The sequence below is a fragment of the Thermoflavimicrobium daqui genome (assembly GCF_003313465.1).
Classification (GTDB): domain Bacteria; phylum Bacillota; class Bacilli; order Thermoactinomycetales; family Thermoactinomycetaceae; genus Thermoflavimicrobium; species Thermoflavimicrobium daqui.
Map to the genome: position 1 here is coordinate 247645 of NZ_KZ845666.1, position 15499 is coordinate 263143.

The 15499-nt window shown below is 38.8% G+C and carries 18 protein-coding genes; 2 read left to right on the plus strand and 16 right to left on the minus strand.

Annotation, left to right across the window (positions count from 1 at the left end; all coding sequences use genetic code 11):
* Positions 1-739 precede the first annotated feature (739 nt).
* Positions 740-1327: an ATP-dependent Clp endopeptidase proteolytic subunit ClpP gene (gene clpP / locus DL897_RS09245; RefSeq protein WP_113658860.1), complete on the plus strand. Its 588-nt coding sequence runs from the start codon at positions 740-742 to the stop codon at positions 1325-1327.
* A 76-nt stretch (positions 1328-1403) separates the two neighbouring features.
* On the plus strand, positions 1404-1733 hold the full coding sequence (locus DL897_RS09250; RefSeq protein ID WP_113658861.1) for an antibiotic biosynthesis monooxygenase family protein: 330 nt from the start codon (positions 1404-1406) through the stop codon (positions 1731-1733).
* A gap of 146 nt (positions 1734-1879) precedes the next feature.
* On the opposite strand, the gene DL897_RS09255 is transcribed toward DL897_RS09250, so the two are convergent.
* The 16 genes from DL897_RS09255 to hisG form a co-directional block, all read right to left on the minus strand.
* The gene (locus DL897_RS09255; protein ID WP_113658862.1) at positions 1880-2245 is read right to left on the minus strand and encodes a hypothetical protein; all 366 of its coding nucleotides are present in this window, start codon (positions 2243-2245) and stop codon (positions 1880-1882) included.
* Positions 2246-2298: 53 nt separating this feature from the next.
* Positions 2299-2838, minus strand: coding sequence for a helix-turn-helix domain-containing protein (locus DL897_RS09260; RefSeq protein ID WP_240627335.1), 540 nt, complete (start codon positions 2836-2838; stop codon positions 2299-2301).
* Positions 2839-3252: 414 nt separating this feature from the next.
* A complete protein-coding gene (locus DL897_RS09265) occupies positions 3253-3510 on the minus strand; it encodes an HPr family phosphocarrier protein (protein WP_113658863.1) in 258 nt (85 codons plus the stop codon).
* A 56-nt stretch (positions 3511-3566) separates the two neighbouring features.
* Positions 3567-4505 carry a DNA-binding protein WhiA gene (whiA, locus tag DL897_RS09270; protein WP_113658864.1) on the minus strand — a complete coding sequence of 313 codons (939 nt, stop codon included), beginning with the start codon at positions 4503-4505 and terminating at the stop codon, positions 3567-3569.
* A gap of 12 nt (positions 4506-4517) precedes the next feature.
* Positions 4518-5495 carry a gluconeogenesis factor YvcK family protein gene (locus tag DL897_RS09275; RefSeq protein ID WP_113658993.1) on the minus strand — a complete coding sequence of 326 codons (978 nt, stop codon included), beginning with the start codon at positions 5493-5495 and terminating at the stop codon, positions 4518-4520.
* A gap of 29 nt (positions 5496-5524) precedes the next feature.
* Complete coding sequence (rapZ, locus tag DL897_RS09280) at positions 5525-6400, minus strand: RNase adapter RapZ (RefSeq protein ID WP_420824127.1); 876 nt, start codon at positions 6398-6400, stop codon at positions 5525-5527.
* Positions 6401-6741: 341 nt separating this feature from the next.
* Complete coding sequence (locus tag DL897_RS09285) at positions 6742-7065, minus strand: thioredoxin family protein (protein ID WP_113658866.1); 324 nt, start codon at positions 7063-7065, stop codon at positions 6742-6744.
* A 15-nt stretch (positions 7066-7080) separates the two neighbouring features.
* A complete protein-coding gene (locus DL897_RS09290) occupies positions 7081-8763 on the minus strand; it encodes a tetratricopeptide repeat protein (protein ID WP_113658867.1) in 1683 nt (560 codons plus the stop codon).
* 94 nt (positions 8764-8857) lie between these two features.
* Positions 8858-9793, minus strand: coding sequence for a ribose-phosphate diphosphokinase (locus tag DL897_RS09295; RefSeq protein ID WP_113658868.1), 936 nt, complete (start codon positions 9791-9793; stop codon positions 8858-8860).
* Between the two features lie 421 nt (positions 9794-10214).
* Positions 10215-10856 carry a bifunctional phosphoribosyl-AMP cyclohydrolase/phosphoribosyl-ATP diphosphatase HisIE gene (hisIE, locus tag DL897_RS09300; protein ID WP_113658869.1) on the minus strand — a complete coding sequence of 214 codons (642 nt, stop codon included), beginning with the start codon at positions 10854-10856 and terminating at the stop codon, positions 10215-10217.
* The gene (gene hisF / locus DL897_RS09305; protein ID WP_113658870.1) at positions 10853-11611 is read right to left on the minus strand and encodes an imidazole glycerol phosphate synthase subunit HisF; all 759 of its coding nucleotides are present in this window, start codon (positions 11609-11611) and stop codon (positions 10853-10855) included. The genes hisIE and hisF overlap by 4 nt, the downstream gene beginning before the upstream one ends.
* Positions 11608-12351, minus strand: coding sequence for a 1-(5-phosphoribosyl)-5-[(5-phosphoribosylamino)methylideneamino]imidazole-4-carboxamide isomerase (gene hisA, locus DL897_RS09310; protein ID WP_113658871.1), 744 nt, complete (start codon positions 12349-12351; stop codon positions 11608-11610). The genes hisF and hisA overlap by 4 nt, the downstream gene beginning before the upstream one ends.
* The gene (gene hisH / locus DL897_RS09315; RefSeq protein ID WP_113658872.1) at positions 12348-12971 is read right to left on the minus strand and encodes an imidazole glycerol phosphate synthase subunit HisH; all 624 of its coding nucleotides are present in this window, start codon (positions 12969-12971) and stop codon (positions 12348-12350) included. Before hisH ends, hisA begins: the two co-directional genes overlap by 4 nt.
* Positions 12971-13564, minus strand: a complete 594-nt coding sequence (gene hisB / locus DL897_RS09320) for an imidazoleglycerol-phosphate dehydratase HisB (protein WP_420824128.1) — start codon at positions 13562-13564, stop codon at positions 12971-12973. The genes hisH and hisB overlap by 1 nt, the downstream gene beginning before the upstream one ends.
* Complete coding sequence (gene hisD, locus DL897_RS09325; RefSeq protein WP_113658873.1) at positions 13564-14853, minus strand: histidinol dehydrogenase; 1290 nt, start codon at positions 14851-14853, stop codon at positions 13564-13566. Before hisD ends, hisB begins: the two co-directional genes overlap by 1 nt.
* Entirely contained in the window at positions 14850-15491 is a 642-nt protein-coding gene (gene hisG / locus DL897_RS09330; protein ID WP_113658995.1) for an ATP phosphoribosyltransferase, read from the minus strand. The genes hisD and hisG overlap by 4 nt, the downstream gene beginning before the upstream one ends.
* Between the last annotated feature and the right edge of the window lie 8 nt (positions 15492-15499).

Below are 15499 nucleotides of genomic sequence, written 5' to 3' on the forward strand. Positions count from 1 at the left end.
ACAAATAGATGGAGTCAAATATTTTTTAAGATTCCGTATGTTCCTATGAATCAGAATACAATTCAAATCCTAAAAAATAGTTAATCAAACACTTATTTCCTTTTACATTTTTATTCTAAAACAATAGTCACCTTAACAACAATAATATAAATAAGAAATAATTAAGGTTTTATTAAAAAAGAAACTTATTTCCTAAATTGAATGTCAACTTTATCTTTTTCTTTTCTACCGAAAAACCGCCACACAAGAAAATTTGTCAGTATGCTGTAGTTAGCTTTCTTCAGCAAACTGACAAAGTCCCTTTTGTGGCGATTTACCAACAGTCTTTTATCAAGAAAAAAATATCCTCCATGAAGAGAAACGAGGGAGAGGCATTTTAGGCTAAGTTGACCTTATGCCTCGTCTACACAGAATAGGAACTATTAAGAGATAAAGTCGGCTTCCAGGTTCTATCATGTCTTGGCTTAATGGAAAAATATAGAATTAGATGAGCATGCTTTTATGGCTTAAAGCTTTCTCCGAAAAGAATATCTCTTATGCGGATTCGGACTTATCTCTGATCGACATCATTGGTTAGTGGCGAAAATATGCCGTTACTATCATCTATTATTATGCAAATCGACACCACTGATCTTTTTCAAACCTCTCTTTTTTTATTTGACCTTTTTTGACCAATACGTTAAGATATAGGTATAACAAAATAGTTCTATTATTTACCCTAGAAAGGGGAGAAACGAAAATGGGTCTTGTACCAATAGTTGTAGAACAAACCAGTCGTGGTGAACGTTCATACGATATTTATTCCCGATTATTAAAAGATCGGATCATCCTTCTTGGTGGTCCTATTACTGATGATTCTGCTAATTTGACTGTTGCCCAACTTCTATATTTACAAGCTGAAGATCCTAACAAAGATATTCATCTATATATTAATTCTCCTGGAGGCTCGATCACTGCAGGAATGGCTATATATGATACGATGCAGCACATTAAGCCAGATGTATCTACTATTTGTATTGGAATGGCTGCATCCATGGGTGCTTTCTTACTCGCTGCTGGAACCAAAGGTAAGCGCCTAGCTTTGCCGAATAGTGAAATCATGATCCACCAACCTCTTGGTGGTGCTCAAGGACAAGCATCTGATATCGAAATTCGCGCTAAACGGATCTTACGAATGCGTGAAAATCTAAATAAAATGCTAGCTGATTTCACAGGCCAACCTCTGGAAAGAATTGAGAAAGATACAGATCGAGATAACTTTATGTCCGCAAATGAAGCACTTGAATATGGAATAATTGACAAAGTATTAGTGAATGAATCAAAATAATATAATTAATTCAATTAATAAAAATACCTTTAGAAGATTTCTGAAGGTATTTTTATTTAAAAAAGGAAGTGTATAGATGGGACTTTTTTCTCAAACGCCTCATCCACCTTATTATGCGGTCATTTTCTCTTCAATCAAACCAGAGGATCAAACAAGCTACCAACAGATGTCTGATATGCTACTTGAGTTACTTAAAGATCAACCTGGATATTTAGGAGTGGAAAGTGTACGAAATCAAGATGGACTTGGAATTACGATTTCTTATTGGGAAACACTTGAATCCATTCAAAAATGGAAACAGCATCCTCTTCATTTAAAAGCTCAACAGCTTGGCAAAGATGTGTGGTACTCTAATTATCGTGTGAAGATTTGTAAGGTTGAAAGAGATTATGGCTCAAACATATGATTCAGTTTTCGAGCAACATAAGGAAACATAATATCTCCTGACGTGGAGGTTTTCCTTTTCCATTTTTCTCCCAATGATTAAAAGCAAGAAAAGGCATTTAACTGGAAAAGGAAAACCACTTTTGTGATTATTTTTTGTTAATCCTTCTAATTAAAACGATAAGGCTTAACATCTTCCGCTTTTTTTACCTGTACACGGAATGGGTTTATAAAATTGACTTCCATTATTTCTCTTCTAACCTCACGAGCTAAACGCGGATACTCACTTTCTTTGACATTGGGTTGTGGGATTACCGTAACGATAATATTACCCCAATTATAATCAACTAGCACATCCTGTACCCCATCTACATTCCTGGCAGCCTCTTTCATAAGATTATCTGAATAACCTACATAGCTATAAGAATGACTATCATTGTCTAATCCTTCTCGCTCTGATGGCTTTTCATATCGTTGACAACCAATGACCAAGCAGAGGATCAAGGGATAGAGAATTAGAGATCTCCATCTCACAAAATACACCTCCCTGTCGTTAGTGTGATACAGGAAGGTGCATTTAATACAATCTATAATGGTTCTGGAATCACAAGTGTTGAAAGCGTTCGCGAACGTCGTTTCGGCGAGGGAAGCTTATCTAATGCTTCTTGGATGATTTCATTCATTTTATTCATAAATTGTTGATATTCTTCATCACTTAAATTTAAATGAAACTGACGATATTCAACACCATCTTGTTTTAAGTTAATTTTCTCTTGTTGAAGGTAGCGTTGATAATCTGATTGTAAAATTGCTAAAAATGCTAAGAAATGCTCCATATAGTCTTCGCAACTAAGTTCTTGATCATCCATTAAGGGTGTAAAGAGATCTCTCTCTGCTAAAGCATAAACCCTTTCTACCGCTCCGCGAACTTGCCTTTGTTGAATAATCGCCAAAAGTCCGCCATTTAATAATTTATTTAAATGGCGGTATAAAGTAGCTTGAGGAACATCTGATAATATTTCCATCAATTGTTGAGCAGTAAGCTTACGCCCTCCTACAAATGCACGAATCATCCGCATACGAAGAGGATGAAGAAGCAGGGTTTCCTTAGGAGTCTGAATAGTCAATCACCCCTACCTTAATTACTATTCATATTGATTATAAATTAATTATCCATTGGTCAGTTCACCCAAATGGGTATAAAATTACAAAAAATATCTATCCACAATATAGTAGTCGATAAAATAGTTTTTCAATTTATTCAGCTTTTATAAAGTATTCTTTTTACATCTCAGTTATTTTACAGGATGAAATTTTTGGAAACCATACAGAAAAAAAACGAGGAATCGCCTCGTAGAGAAGAGCGGATTTCTCTTTATCCACTCCTATTTAAGCTAAGTCTGGGCAGAAAAAGAGAAATCCCATTATATTTTTAGTAAGAAACTTTGTCAACTATTAATGACCTACCCTATGGTTAAGGAAGTAACTGATTAAGAAAAAGTATGTGTTTTACTAAAATCTATCTATATTAGAATTGATCACTATTCTGCTTTAGACACTAATTCTGCAAGTGCATTAACAGCATCTTGAGCATCTGGGCCATCCGCACTAATTACGATCTCAGATCCCTTGGAAGCAGCCAAACTCATCACACCCATGATGCTTTTGGCATTTACTTTTTTACTTCCTTTTGCTACAAACACTTGTGATGAAAACTGATTTGCTTTTTGAACGAATGCTGCTGCAGGACGCGCATGTAAGCCTGCTTCTAAGTTAACGACTACTTTTTTCTCTACCATGACTTTCTCTGCTCCTTCCTCATATGTTTTGAAGTAGCAGAATATCCACCTCTCTTTTACTCACATTTTCGTAATTGATTTGCCATTTCGTCTAGTTTACGTAAACGATGGTTAATAGCTGATTTACTAATTTTTCCACTGGGTAATAGCTGCCCTAACTCTGTCAAACTAATTTCTGGATATTTCCTACGTGTTTCAGCTACTTCACGTAATCGAGCAGGAAGCTGATCTAGGCCAATTTCTCTGTCAATAAGATCAATATTTTCTATTTGACGCATCGCTGCTTGAATGGTTTTATTCAAATTCGCTGTTTCACAATTTACCAGCCGATTAACAGAGTTACGCATATCCTTCATAATACGAACATTTTCGAAGAGCAGAAGAGACGGATGAGCACCAATGATATTTAGGAACTCACCAATTTTATCTCCTTCTTTTATATAAACAACATACCCTTTTTTTCTCTCAATCATTTTAGCATGAAGAAAAAAAGTGTTCATAAGTTGACAAAGTGCTTCGCTATGATCATGATAGGTGGAGATGATCTCCAAATGATACGAAGAACTATCTGGATTATTTACAGAGCCCCCAGCCAAAAAAGCCCCCCGCAAGTACGCACGCTTACAGCATTGTTTTTCGATCAGTTCAGGAGCAATTCCTTGGATACGCTCCCAACTTTTTTCTTTTAAAATAAATAGTTTGGATAAAATGGAGTCCGCTTGGGTAGAAAGACGAATAAGGTATACATTATTTTTCTTTAAGCGTACTTTCTTGCGAACCAGCACCTCAGGTTGCACATGATATAAATCTTTAAATAAAGAAAATACATGACGAGCAGTCGCCGGATTTTCAGTAGAAATATCTAAAACCATTCGCCTTTCTCTTAGATGAATCATCCCATTCATCCGAACTAAAGCGGATAACTCTGCTTTCTTACAGCAGCTCTCCACCTTTAATTGCGTTAATTCTTTTTTGGTTGTTGAAGTAAAGGACATGATCCATCCCTCTTATCCGCTCTGTAGCCTTCTAAGACGTTCTTGAATTAATTTTAAAATATGCTTACTAATGCGATCCGCATCATGTCGTAGCACTGATTGATATAACAATAAATTATCTGCAAGCACTTGGCAACCCATTTTATGAATTTGTTCGATATCCGGCACGACCATTTGTTGACTACTTTTAGCATATCGCCGTTGAACTTCAAGCGGCGGAACCTCATTATTTACTATAACTTGATCAAATAATCTTTCACCAACATGATCATAAATCGCTCTTACATGATCACTGGCAGTAAAATGATCGGTCTCACCGGGTTGGGTCATAACATTACAAACGTAGATTTTAGAAGCATGTGAAGCTCGGATCGATTCAGTCATATTTTTCACCAATAAATTGGGAAGAATACTTGTATAAAGACTACCCGGACCAACCACAATCCCATCCGCATCGGCAATTGCAGATATTGCCTCTTCAAGTGGTCTTGGTTCAGGTGGATGTAAGAATACACGATGAATTTTTTTCCCTGTTTTTGGGATTTGCGATTCACCTTTTACAATCGTGCCATCGATCATTTCAGCAATTAAGGTTACATCTTGTTCACTTGCTGGGAAAACCCGACCACGAACCGCTAAAACTTTACTCATTTCCTTAACGGCCTGTGTAAAATCGCCTGTAATCTCTTTTAAAGCCGCAATCATTAAATTTCCCAATGTATGCCCTTTAAGGCCCCCACCATTTTCAAAACGGTATTGGAAAACACTCTCTAGCAAAGGTTCTGTATCTGCTAAAGCGATCATCACATTACGAATATCTCCAGGGGGAGGCATTTGTAAATCATTACGTAGTCTACCTGAGCTACCTCCATCATCTGCTACAGTGACTATAGCTGTAATTTCTGCAGAAAGCTTTTTGAGTCCCCTTAATATAACAGATAGGCCCGTACCTCCACCGATACAAACGATATGTGGACGAGCCATTCTCATCGCCCAGTTCTGTTTAGTCAACACCTTCTTTATCCGCCTTTCTCGATGTCTCGGTGTATCACCCGGCAGTGCTCTTTCTCTTTAAATAAACGATATAAATGTTCAGCAATCGCAACAGAGCGATGCTTCCCACCTGTACAGCCAATCCCTATAACTAAATGTGACTTCCCCTCTTTATGATAATTTGGTAACAGAAATGAAAGTAGGTCTTCCAGCTTCAATAAAAATTGCTTTGTTTCTGACCACTTATGCACATAGTCATACACATCATGATCTTTTCCTGTATGCGGACGAAGGGAATCAACATAGTGAGGATTAGGTAAAAATCGAACATCAAATACTAAATCTGCATCGATAGGAATCCCATGCTTAAAGCCAAAAGACATGAAATTTACGGTCATTCCCACTTGATCGATCTGGGAGTAATGAGCCATAATCTTTTCTTTGAGCTGACTCGGCTTTAGGGCACTTGTATTAATGATTTGATGGGCTCTACCTTTAAGTTCGTCTAATAATTTACGTTCTTGAGCAATTCCATAAAGTGGGGTTCCATCTGGAGAAAGAGGGTGCCTTCTTCTTGTTTCTTTATAGCGGCGAACTAGCGTTTGGTCATCTGCATCCAAAAATAAAATTCGATAATGAATTCCATGGATTTTTTCTAACATTTCCAGTGAATCAAATAACGAAGAGAAAAATTCTCGACCTCGTAAGTCAATCACCAAGGCAACCTTCCGGAGCTTTCCCTCCGATTGTTCTAATAGCTCCACAAATTTAGGAAGTAAAATCGGAGGAAGGTTATCGATACAAAAAAACCCTAGATCTTCTAAACTCTGCACTGCAACCGTTTTACCAGCGCCGGACATTCCGGTGATGACAACTAGATTAAGCTCTCTGTTGGCTTTCATAGCCATCACCTTTCATTTTTATATTATCTTATATATTATAGCTTAGTTTTTACTCTGATCATAAATTCCTTTGATGTAAATTTCTACAAACATCCTGCTTTCGTATTACAGTGATAGAAGATCGGGCCAAAGAAAAACACGAGTCCTATTCGCGTCAAAGCATTGACCAAGGTATAATTCCTAGTTCCTTTTGTAGTTGATAAAATCAGTGCTGCAAATCAGAATTTTCAGGTGAAGTAGCAGGATCGATACCTATAAACAGATAGTTATTCGCAAGCAATTCGCTTTTGATCTCTATTCATAGACGAATCGCTTGCGAATTAGACAACTTTCCATAAAAACTACTTTTTTTGTGACATTCCAGCTAAGAAGGATTCAATCTGCTCTTTTGTTTTTGCATCACGACTTGGTAAACGCCCGATTTCTTCACCATCTTTAAAAATAAGGAAAGTAGGAATTCCTTTTACATTATACTGTTCGGCAATAGAAGGTGCTTCATCCACATTTAATGAAGCAAATGTATAGTGGTTCTGAAATTGATCCTCAATAGCTGGTAAATCCGGCTCAATTCGCTTACAATCTGGACACCAGTCCGCTGTAAATTCCACTACCTTATCTCCCATTTGTACAAAAGGAGCAAAAGAATCTTCCCCTAGCTTTTTCATATAAGCAACTCCTTACTATGAATAAAATAATTTAGTTACAACAGGTTCCAATTGTCGAATATATCGTGTTAGTGTCGATGAAGAAATTTTATATTTATGAGCAAGGGCTGTTTTGGTAATCGACTCCTGATGATGTTTTGCTACAGCATATTCAATAGCCGCAGCCCATCCTTCTTTTTTGCGGATCGGTGGAATGCCTTGATTTAGTTGTTCCCGCCAAAGAGCCATAACATCCTGTTTGAGCTTGTCCGAAGTTTCTTCCATATGGCTTAAACAACATTCTAATACTTGATCCCACTTCTTTTTCCATACTGAAAAATCGACTTGTGCATTGGGTCGTTCTAATTGTAGTTTATACCCTTCATAATTCATCGTAAACGGGGGAGCTGCTTTCATTTCTTGTAAAATTTCCAGAGCAAGCCTTTTCACCTGAATGCTACCTATAGTTTGTAATAAAAACTCTCTGAGTCTTTTTTCCAGATCATCTGGATTAATAGCCGCTAATGCTTGAAGGGCTTCAATCTTCTCCTCATCTTCTCCTTCATCCATAACGGTATATAAAAAAGAGATAAATTCTGGATCCGAATGAAGATCTTGAGCGCTTTTTGATAACATGATTTCTTCTTTTGGAATCTGATAGTCATAACTAATAACGGGACAAGAACGATCTGGATGAGTTAAATATTGATCTAACTGTTTTAAGTAAAAACGGGGTACCCCTGACTGCTGATCGATAACTAATGCTTTTTTCCAATAACGCCGTGCTTGAAGCAGTCGTCCTGTATTCCAAGCGGAAACGGCTGCATAATGATAAAGATCTGGTTCGGGCAATACTTCTACTTTTACAAGCAATGAGAAAAGCTTATATGCAACTTCATGCTCTCCAAGTGTTCCCATCGTCAGACCTAATTTATAGGCATGTTCCTTATGCATTGGAACTAAATTTTTTAGAGTTTGAATGATTCGTTGACTTAATGTGGCTTTACCCATGGAATCACTAATGACAGCAAAGTTACATAAGGCATGTAAGTTTGTTGGATCACGCTTTAATACTTGATCTATCAAATCTAATGATTCCTCAATTTTGCCAGTGTAATAGTAAGCTTGAGCCAGATTATTGTATGCAGGCAAGTAGTCTGGCTCAAGTTCGATAATCTCTTTTAAGAGCTCAATAGCTGGTGGAAAATCACCTGATTCTAAATATTGATAAGCTTCTTCATGCTTCTCAACATGTGGCGGCAATTTAGCAGGGATCGGCTCCTTGGGGGGACGCCCCAATTCCAACGAAAGCATATACAACATATCTTCCGCTTCTTCGGCAAATTCTCCATATGGGTCTCTACCTAAATACTCAAGCAAATAATTCTCAGCTAACTCGAGGTTGTCCATATTGCCCGCATTGTTCGCCATATAAAAAAAACATTCATGAAGACTTGGATCAACTTCATCTAGGATTCCTTTTAAAACCTCGTTGGATTCCTCATAACGACCCAGTTCAGATAAGATTCCAGCTAAATTACAGTGATTGACTGGATTCTCGGGCTCTTTTTCTACGGCTAGACGAAAGTACTTCAGTGCTTTTTCGTATTGATGACGATTTAATGATCGGACAGCAAGCTCAAAATAGAATCCGGCATCAAAACGAAGTCGAATCACTTTTTTCTCCTTGCTATCCAATCCGATTTGCGACTTTTTCATAATTTCCCTCCAACCAGCCCAGCATGATTTTACTGGTGGGATGGTATCTGACTGAAAAAGTATATCATACTTTTCATTAAAATACAGTTAAGGTTTAAGAACGGAACAGGGTTGTGATCGACCCTCCTAATTGAATAAGTTGAATGGCTTTTCCAAGTAGTGGAGCCATCGATAAAACAGTATAATGATTTGAAGCATCCGCTTCAAAAGGGATGGTATCCGTCACTACAATCTCACGAATTCCTGGGTGCTTTAGCTTCTTCTGTGCTTGATCAGAGAAGAGAGGGTGAGTAGCACAGATATATGAAGGTTTAGCTCCTTTCTCCATCAACTTCTCAACTACCTTGACTATCGTTCCTCCAGTATCTATCATGTCCTCAATAATAATGGGTGTAAACCCCTTTACTTCCCCAATAATGTGGGTAACCTTTGCTTTATTATGAGCTGGTCGCTTTTTCATCATAATTGCAAAGGGGGCATCGAGATAAGCAGCTAACTTCTCAGCTGTTTTAACTCGTCCAGCATCAGGGGAAACGACCACAGGTTTCTCAATCTTTTTTGTCCTTAGGTAGCTAGTAATTCGGTCTAAAGCTGTCAAATGATCAACCGGAATATTAAAAAATCCTTGAATCGCTGGAGCATGTAAATCAATTGTAATCACACGTTCTATGCCAACTGTAGCCAAAATATCTGCAATCATTTTTGCAGTAATTGGCTCGCGTGGAGCATCCTTTTTCTCCTGCCTTGCATAAGCAAAGTAGGGAATGACTGCACTAATACTCCTTGCAGAAGCACGTCTAGCTGCATCAGCCATCACAAGGAGCTCCATTAAATTTTCATTCACTGGGTGACTTAAGGTTTGAATTAGAAATACATCTTTATTACGAATGCTTTCCTCATATCGGACATAGATTTCTCCGCTTTTGAAACGACTGATTTGTACATCTCCCAGCGAAGTTTGTAAGTATGTACAAATATGTTCGGCAAGCTGAATATTGGAGGTTCCAGAAAAGATGATCACATTCTCCATGAATACTAGATTCACCCCTAGAGATTAGTAGAAATAATTTATATTTATATACATTTTACTCTATTATAACTTAGTTTATTTCCTACGGAATAGGTGTGACTTTTCTAATAAAGTTTGTTTGGGGACCTTCCAAGGATTATCTTTTGAAATGAGAGAAATAATTCTTCTTATAAACTATGAAATAGCTAGAGGTGATTAGAAGCTCACCTCAAGTTATTTCATAGTTATCTAACCTTTTAATTGAATCTCTATTTATAAAGAATTTCATCGATACACAGCATGTTGCAACATTCGAGACAGAACCTAGATCATTTCGAGACGAAGCCAAGAATCGTTTTTGTGTAGGATTCACTTTTGCGTCAAACCTTTAGCGGGTGAGTGGAGAAGTAATGAGTGGCTGATTAAGAGGACAATGAGCTGATTAACTTGTAGAAGTCAATGATTCTTTATAGCGGCTTTCCAACTCATTTAATACTCTATCGAGTGGTAATTTGGCTTCTTGTAAAAGTACCAATAAATGATAGATTAAATCTGCAGTTTCATAGCAAAGCTCCGAATGAGATTGGTTTTTAGCAGCGATAATCACTTCAGCTGCTTCTTCTCCCACTTTTTTTAAGATCTTATCCATGCCTTTTTCAAACAAATAAGTCGTATAGGTACCTTCTGGACGTTTGACATCTCGCTCTTTAATACGCTGCTCTAACTTTGTAATAATTTGAAGGCGGTCTGAGTCCCCTTTTTCTATACCATGGAAACAACTATACTTACCTGTATGACAAGCAGGGCCCATTGGTTCTACTTGTACTAGAATCACATCTTGATCACAATCATAATGGAGGGAAACCACTTTTTGCTTATTTCCGGATGTTTCACCTTTATGCCAAAGAGACTTTCTAGATCGACTATAAAACCAAGTTTCGCCCTGCTCAATCGTTATTGCTAATGATTCTTTATTCATATAAGCAAGTGTAAGTACATCTTTCGTCTTAGCATCTTGGATGATAGCAGGGACGAGGCCTTTTTCATCAAATTGAACCTGTTCTAAATTAAGATAACTTTTCATCGAACCTCAACCCCCCGCTCTTTTAAGTAAGTTTTTACACTGGATAACGATACCTCTTGAAAGTGGAAAATGGAAGCGGCAAGCGCTGCGGTTGCTTGTGTATTGGAGAATACTTCATAAAAATGTTGCTCATTCCCTGCACCTCCAGAGGCAATGACAGGAACTTGAACCGCTTCAGAGACTGCTTGGGTTAGTTGAATATCAAACCCATCTTTATGTCCATCAGCATCCATACTTGTTAAAAGGATTTCTCCTGCACCACGTTTAACCACTTCTTGTGCCCAGTTAACGGCTCGATGTTCAGTTGGTATACGCCCACCATGGGTGTATACAATCCAGTCTTGGATCTCGGGCTCATATTTTGCATCAATCGCAACGACCATACATTGACTCCCAAAACGGCGGGCTCCAGCTTCAATCAGCTCTGGATTTAAAACCGCTGCCGTATTCATTGATATTTTATCAGCACCTGCTCTAAGCATCCGAAATATATCTTCGACAGAAGCAATCCCACCACCGACTGTAAAAGGAATACTAAGCTGTCCTGCTGCCTTTTCAACTACTTCAACCATGGTTTTTCTACCCTCATGGGAAGCAGAGATATCCAAAAATATAAGCTCATCTGCACCTGCTTGATCATAATGAGCAGCTAACTCAATAGGGTCTCCAGCATCCCGTAAATTGACAAAAGAGACACCTTTAACAACGCGTCCTTCTTTCACATCTAAACAGGGAATAATTCGCTTGGTAATCATTTTGCTTCCGCCTCTCTAGCCACTTGAATCGCTTCTTCCAGCTGAACCTGATGAGTATATAAGGCTTTGCCTATGATCACACCTGTTACTCCTTGGTCTTGATAAGGTGCTAGTTTACGAATATCTTCTAAACTTCGGACACCGCCAGAGGCAATTACTTGTTTTCCACAAGCTTCTGCTAAACTTCGGACAGCTTCCACATTAACTCCAGATAACATACCATCACGTGAAATATCTGTAAAAATAAAAGTTTCTGCTCCATATTGTACCATTTCATTCGCTAAATCTTGCGCTGTCACTTTTGAAGTTTGGAGCCAGCCGTGGGTAGCCACCATCCCATCTCGCGCATCGATCCCCAGAGCAATTTTGTCTCCAGCAACTTGAAGTGCAAGGCGCACAAACTTCGGATCATCAATTGCAGCCGATCCAATCACGATTCGACTAACTCCCAGATCCAGTAGTCTATGAAGCCGCTCTAAGTTTCTTACTCCTCCACCTACTTGAATTGGAACGGAACTAGACTCCACTAACTTTTCGATGATCGGCAAATTGATCGGTTCTCCTGTCCGAGCGGCATCTAAATCAACCATATGAATCCACTTTGCGCCTGCTTGGATAAACTGTTCAACCATTTGTCTCGGGTCTTCACAATAAATCGTTTCTTGACCATAATCTCCTTGGGTTAAGCGTACACACTTTCCATTTCTAAGATCAATTGCAGGATAGATTGTAAAACTCAAGACACATCCACTCCTACCTTCTCTACTAAACGAGCAAATTGGTTGAGTAATTTTAAGCCGAGCTTTCCGCTTTTCTCAGGATGAAATTGCATCCCATAAATCTGATTTCTAGCCACAATCGCAGGTACAGAGGTACCATAGTTTGTGGTTGCGATGACATCTTCCGAATTAGCGGCTTGAACATAGTAGGAATGCACAAAGTAAACATAGTCCTCAGATAAATCCCGAAATAGAGGATGAGGATGTTTAAAGAAGAGCCAATTCCATCCCATATGAGGAATCCTTAGTTCCCCTCGAAAACGAGCTACATGACCTGGCAATAAATTTAGTCCCTCGTAATAGCCATTTTCATCACTACTCGAAAAAAGAAGCTGCATACCTAAACAAATACCTAAGAGGGGTTTACCCTCAAGCGCTTCTGCTTTGATCACTGTATCTATTCCACGAATAGCAAGTTCATACATCGCATCACCAAAGGCACCAACCCCCGGTAAAATTAAACCGTTCGCCTTACGTAGCACATCGGGATCGCTTGTGATGACATAATCATATCCCATCCGTTCGAGTGCTTTACTCAAACTGTGTAGATTGCCCATTCCATAATCAATAATCGCTAGCATTACAATACTCCCTTCGATGATGGCACATCCTTCACTCTTGGATCAATCTGGGTCGCTTCATCTAAAGCACGTCCGAGTGCTTTAAACAACGCTTCAATCATATGATGTGTATTCTTACCATAGTGCAAGATTACATGGAGATTCATCCGTGCTTCCAAAGCTAACTTCCAGAAAAACTCATGGACTAATTCCGTCGAAAAAGTACCTACTTGAAGATTTGGAAACTCTGCTCTAAATTCTAAATGAGGACGGTTGGATAAGTCGACCACAACTTGGCCCAGAGCTTCATCCATCGGTACAAAACAATTTCCATAACGACGGATGCCTTTTTTATCTCCTAAAGCTTCTCGCAAAGCTTGCCCAAGGCAAATAGCAATATCCTCTACTGTATGATGATCATCGATTTCAACATCCCCTTTTGCTTTGATGTTCAGGTCAAATTGCCCATGTTTTGCAAATAAATCCAGCATATGTTCTAAAAAGGGAACCCCGGTCGAAAGCTTAGTTTGACCAGCCCCATCAATACTCAAGTTAAGCGAAATACTCGTTTCTAAAGTGGTACGCTCTACACTTGCTATTCGCTCTATGCTCATCACTTGTTTTCACCTGCTTTTTCTTTGTCTAAACGTACTTGTATAGAATAAGCATGTGCACCTAATCCTTCGGTATGGGCTAGAGTCATGACACGAGCTCCATCTCTTAATAATGCCTTGCGACTATACGAGATTAGACTCATCTTTTTGATAAAACTATCGACACCAAGTCCAGAGAAAAAGCGCGAAGTTCCTTCCGTTGGTAACACGTGATTAGGCCCAGCAAAATAATCACCTATAGCTTCTGGACTATACTCACCCAAAAAAATAGCTCCGGCATTTTTTACTTGGGATAAAAAGTCCCATGGCTTTTCGATGAGTATCTCTAAATGCTCTGGTGCCAGTTGATTCATTAGTGCAAATGCTTCTGGTAAATCATTGGTAATACAAATACCCCCTCGATTTTTGAGTGCACTGGCAGCAATCTCGTGTCGGTTCATATCACCTAATTGTTGTTCGATCTCTATAATAACTTGCTCCGCTAAATGAACAGACGGGGTTAAAAGAATAGCGGAACTAAGTGGATCATGTTCTGCCTGTGCCAACATATCTGCTGCTACATAGGTGGGATTTGCTGCTTTATCTGCAATTACAACAATGTCACTAGGACCAGCAATACTATCAATATCGACTTGACCATATACAGCTTTCTTTGCTAAAGCAACATATATATTTCCTGGACCTACAATTTTATCAACTTGCGGAATTGTATCAGTTCCATAAGCTAACGCTGCAATCGCTTGTGCTCCACCTATTTTATAGATTGTATCAACACCAGCTATTTTGGCTGCAACTAGGATTGATGCATGAATATTGCCATCTGATAGAGGAGGTGTAACCATAATCACTTCAGACACTCCAGCTACTTTTGCTGGGAGCACATTCATCAATACAGTCGATGGATAAGCAGCACGTCCACCCGGTACATAGACCCCCACGCGTTCAAGCGGACGAACAATTTGCCCTAATATCGTTCCATCTTCTTCCGGATCCATCCATGAGTACTGTTTTTGCTTTTCATGATAACGGCGAATTCGCTCTGCTGCTTCACTTACTGCTTGTAAAAAATCTGGATCAACTTCAGCAAAGGCTTGCTCAATCTCTTCCTTACGCACCATGAAGGAGTCCAAAAGAACTCCATCAAAACGATGTGTTAATTCATAAAGAATGGGATCTCCTTCTGCTTTTACTAACTCAATAATTTCTTTAACTACATGCTCTTCCTTTTGCTGAATGGATTTAAACTGCTTATGTTTAACTAATTCATCTGGTTTCACAATCGCAATCATACTCGTGCTCCTTCCTTAATCACTTGCTGTAGCTGATCACATAAGGAAGTAATCCGTTCAGCCTTCATTCGATAACTCGCTCGATTAGCAATCAATCTAGAGGTGATACTACCGATTACCTCTAACTCGACCAACCCGTTTTCTTCTAGGGTTCTACCTGTCGAAACAATATCAACAATCCGATCGGCCAATCCCACGATAGGCGCAAGCTCGATCGAACCACTTAAACGAATAACTTCAACCTGCTGTCCTTGTTTTTTGAAATAATTTTTAGCAATTCTTGGATATTTCGTAGCTACACGGGGGTAAAGCGGAACTAACCAATCTGGCTTCCCAGCCACAGATAGTCGACAAGGACTTATTTTTAAATCAAGCAATTCATATACATCCCTATCTTCTTCAAGAAGCACATCCTTTCCTACCACTCCTAAATCCGCTACTCCATATTCGACATAGGTAGGGACATCAATAGGTTTGACTAGAAAAAAAGAAAGTCCGATATGAGGTAAAGAAATCGTCAACTTACGGGAATCCTCGGAAAATTCCTCCGGAATAGTGAGATTGGTCTGGCGAAAGAGAGCAAGAGCTTCTCCAAAAATCCTTCCTTTTGGCATGGCAATCGTTAGCTCATCCACTATCTTATCCC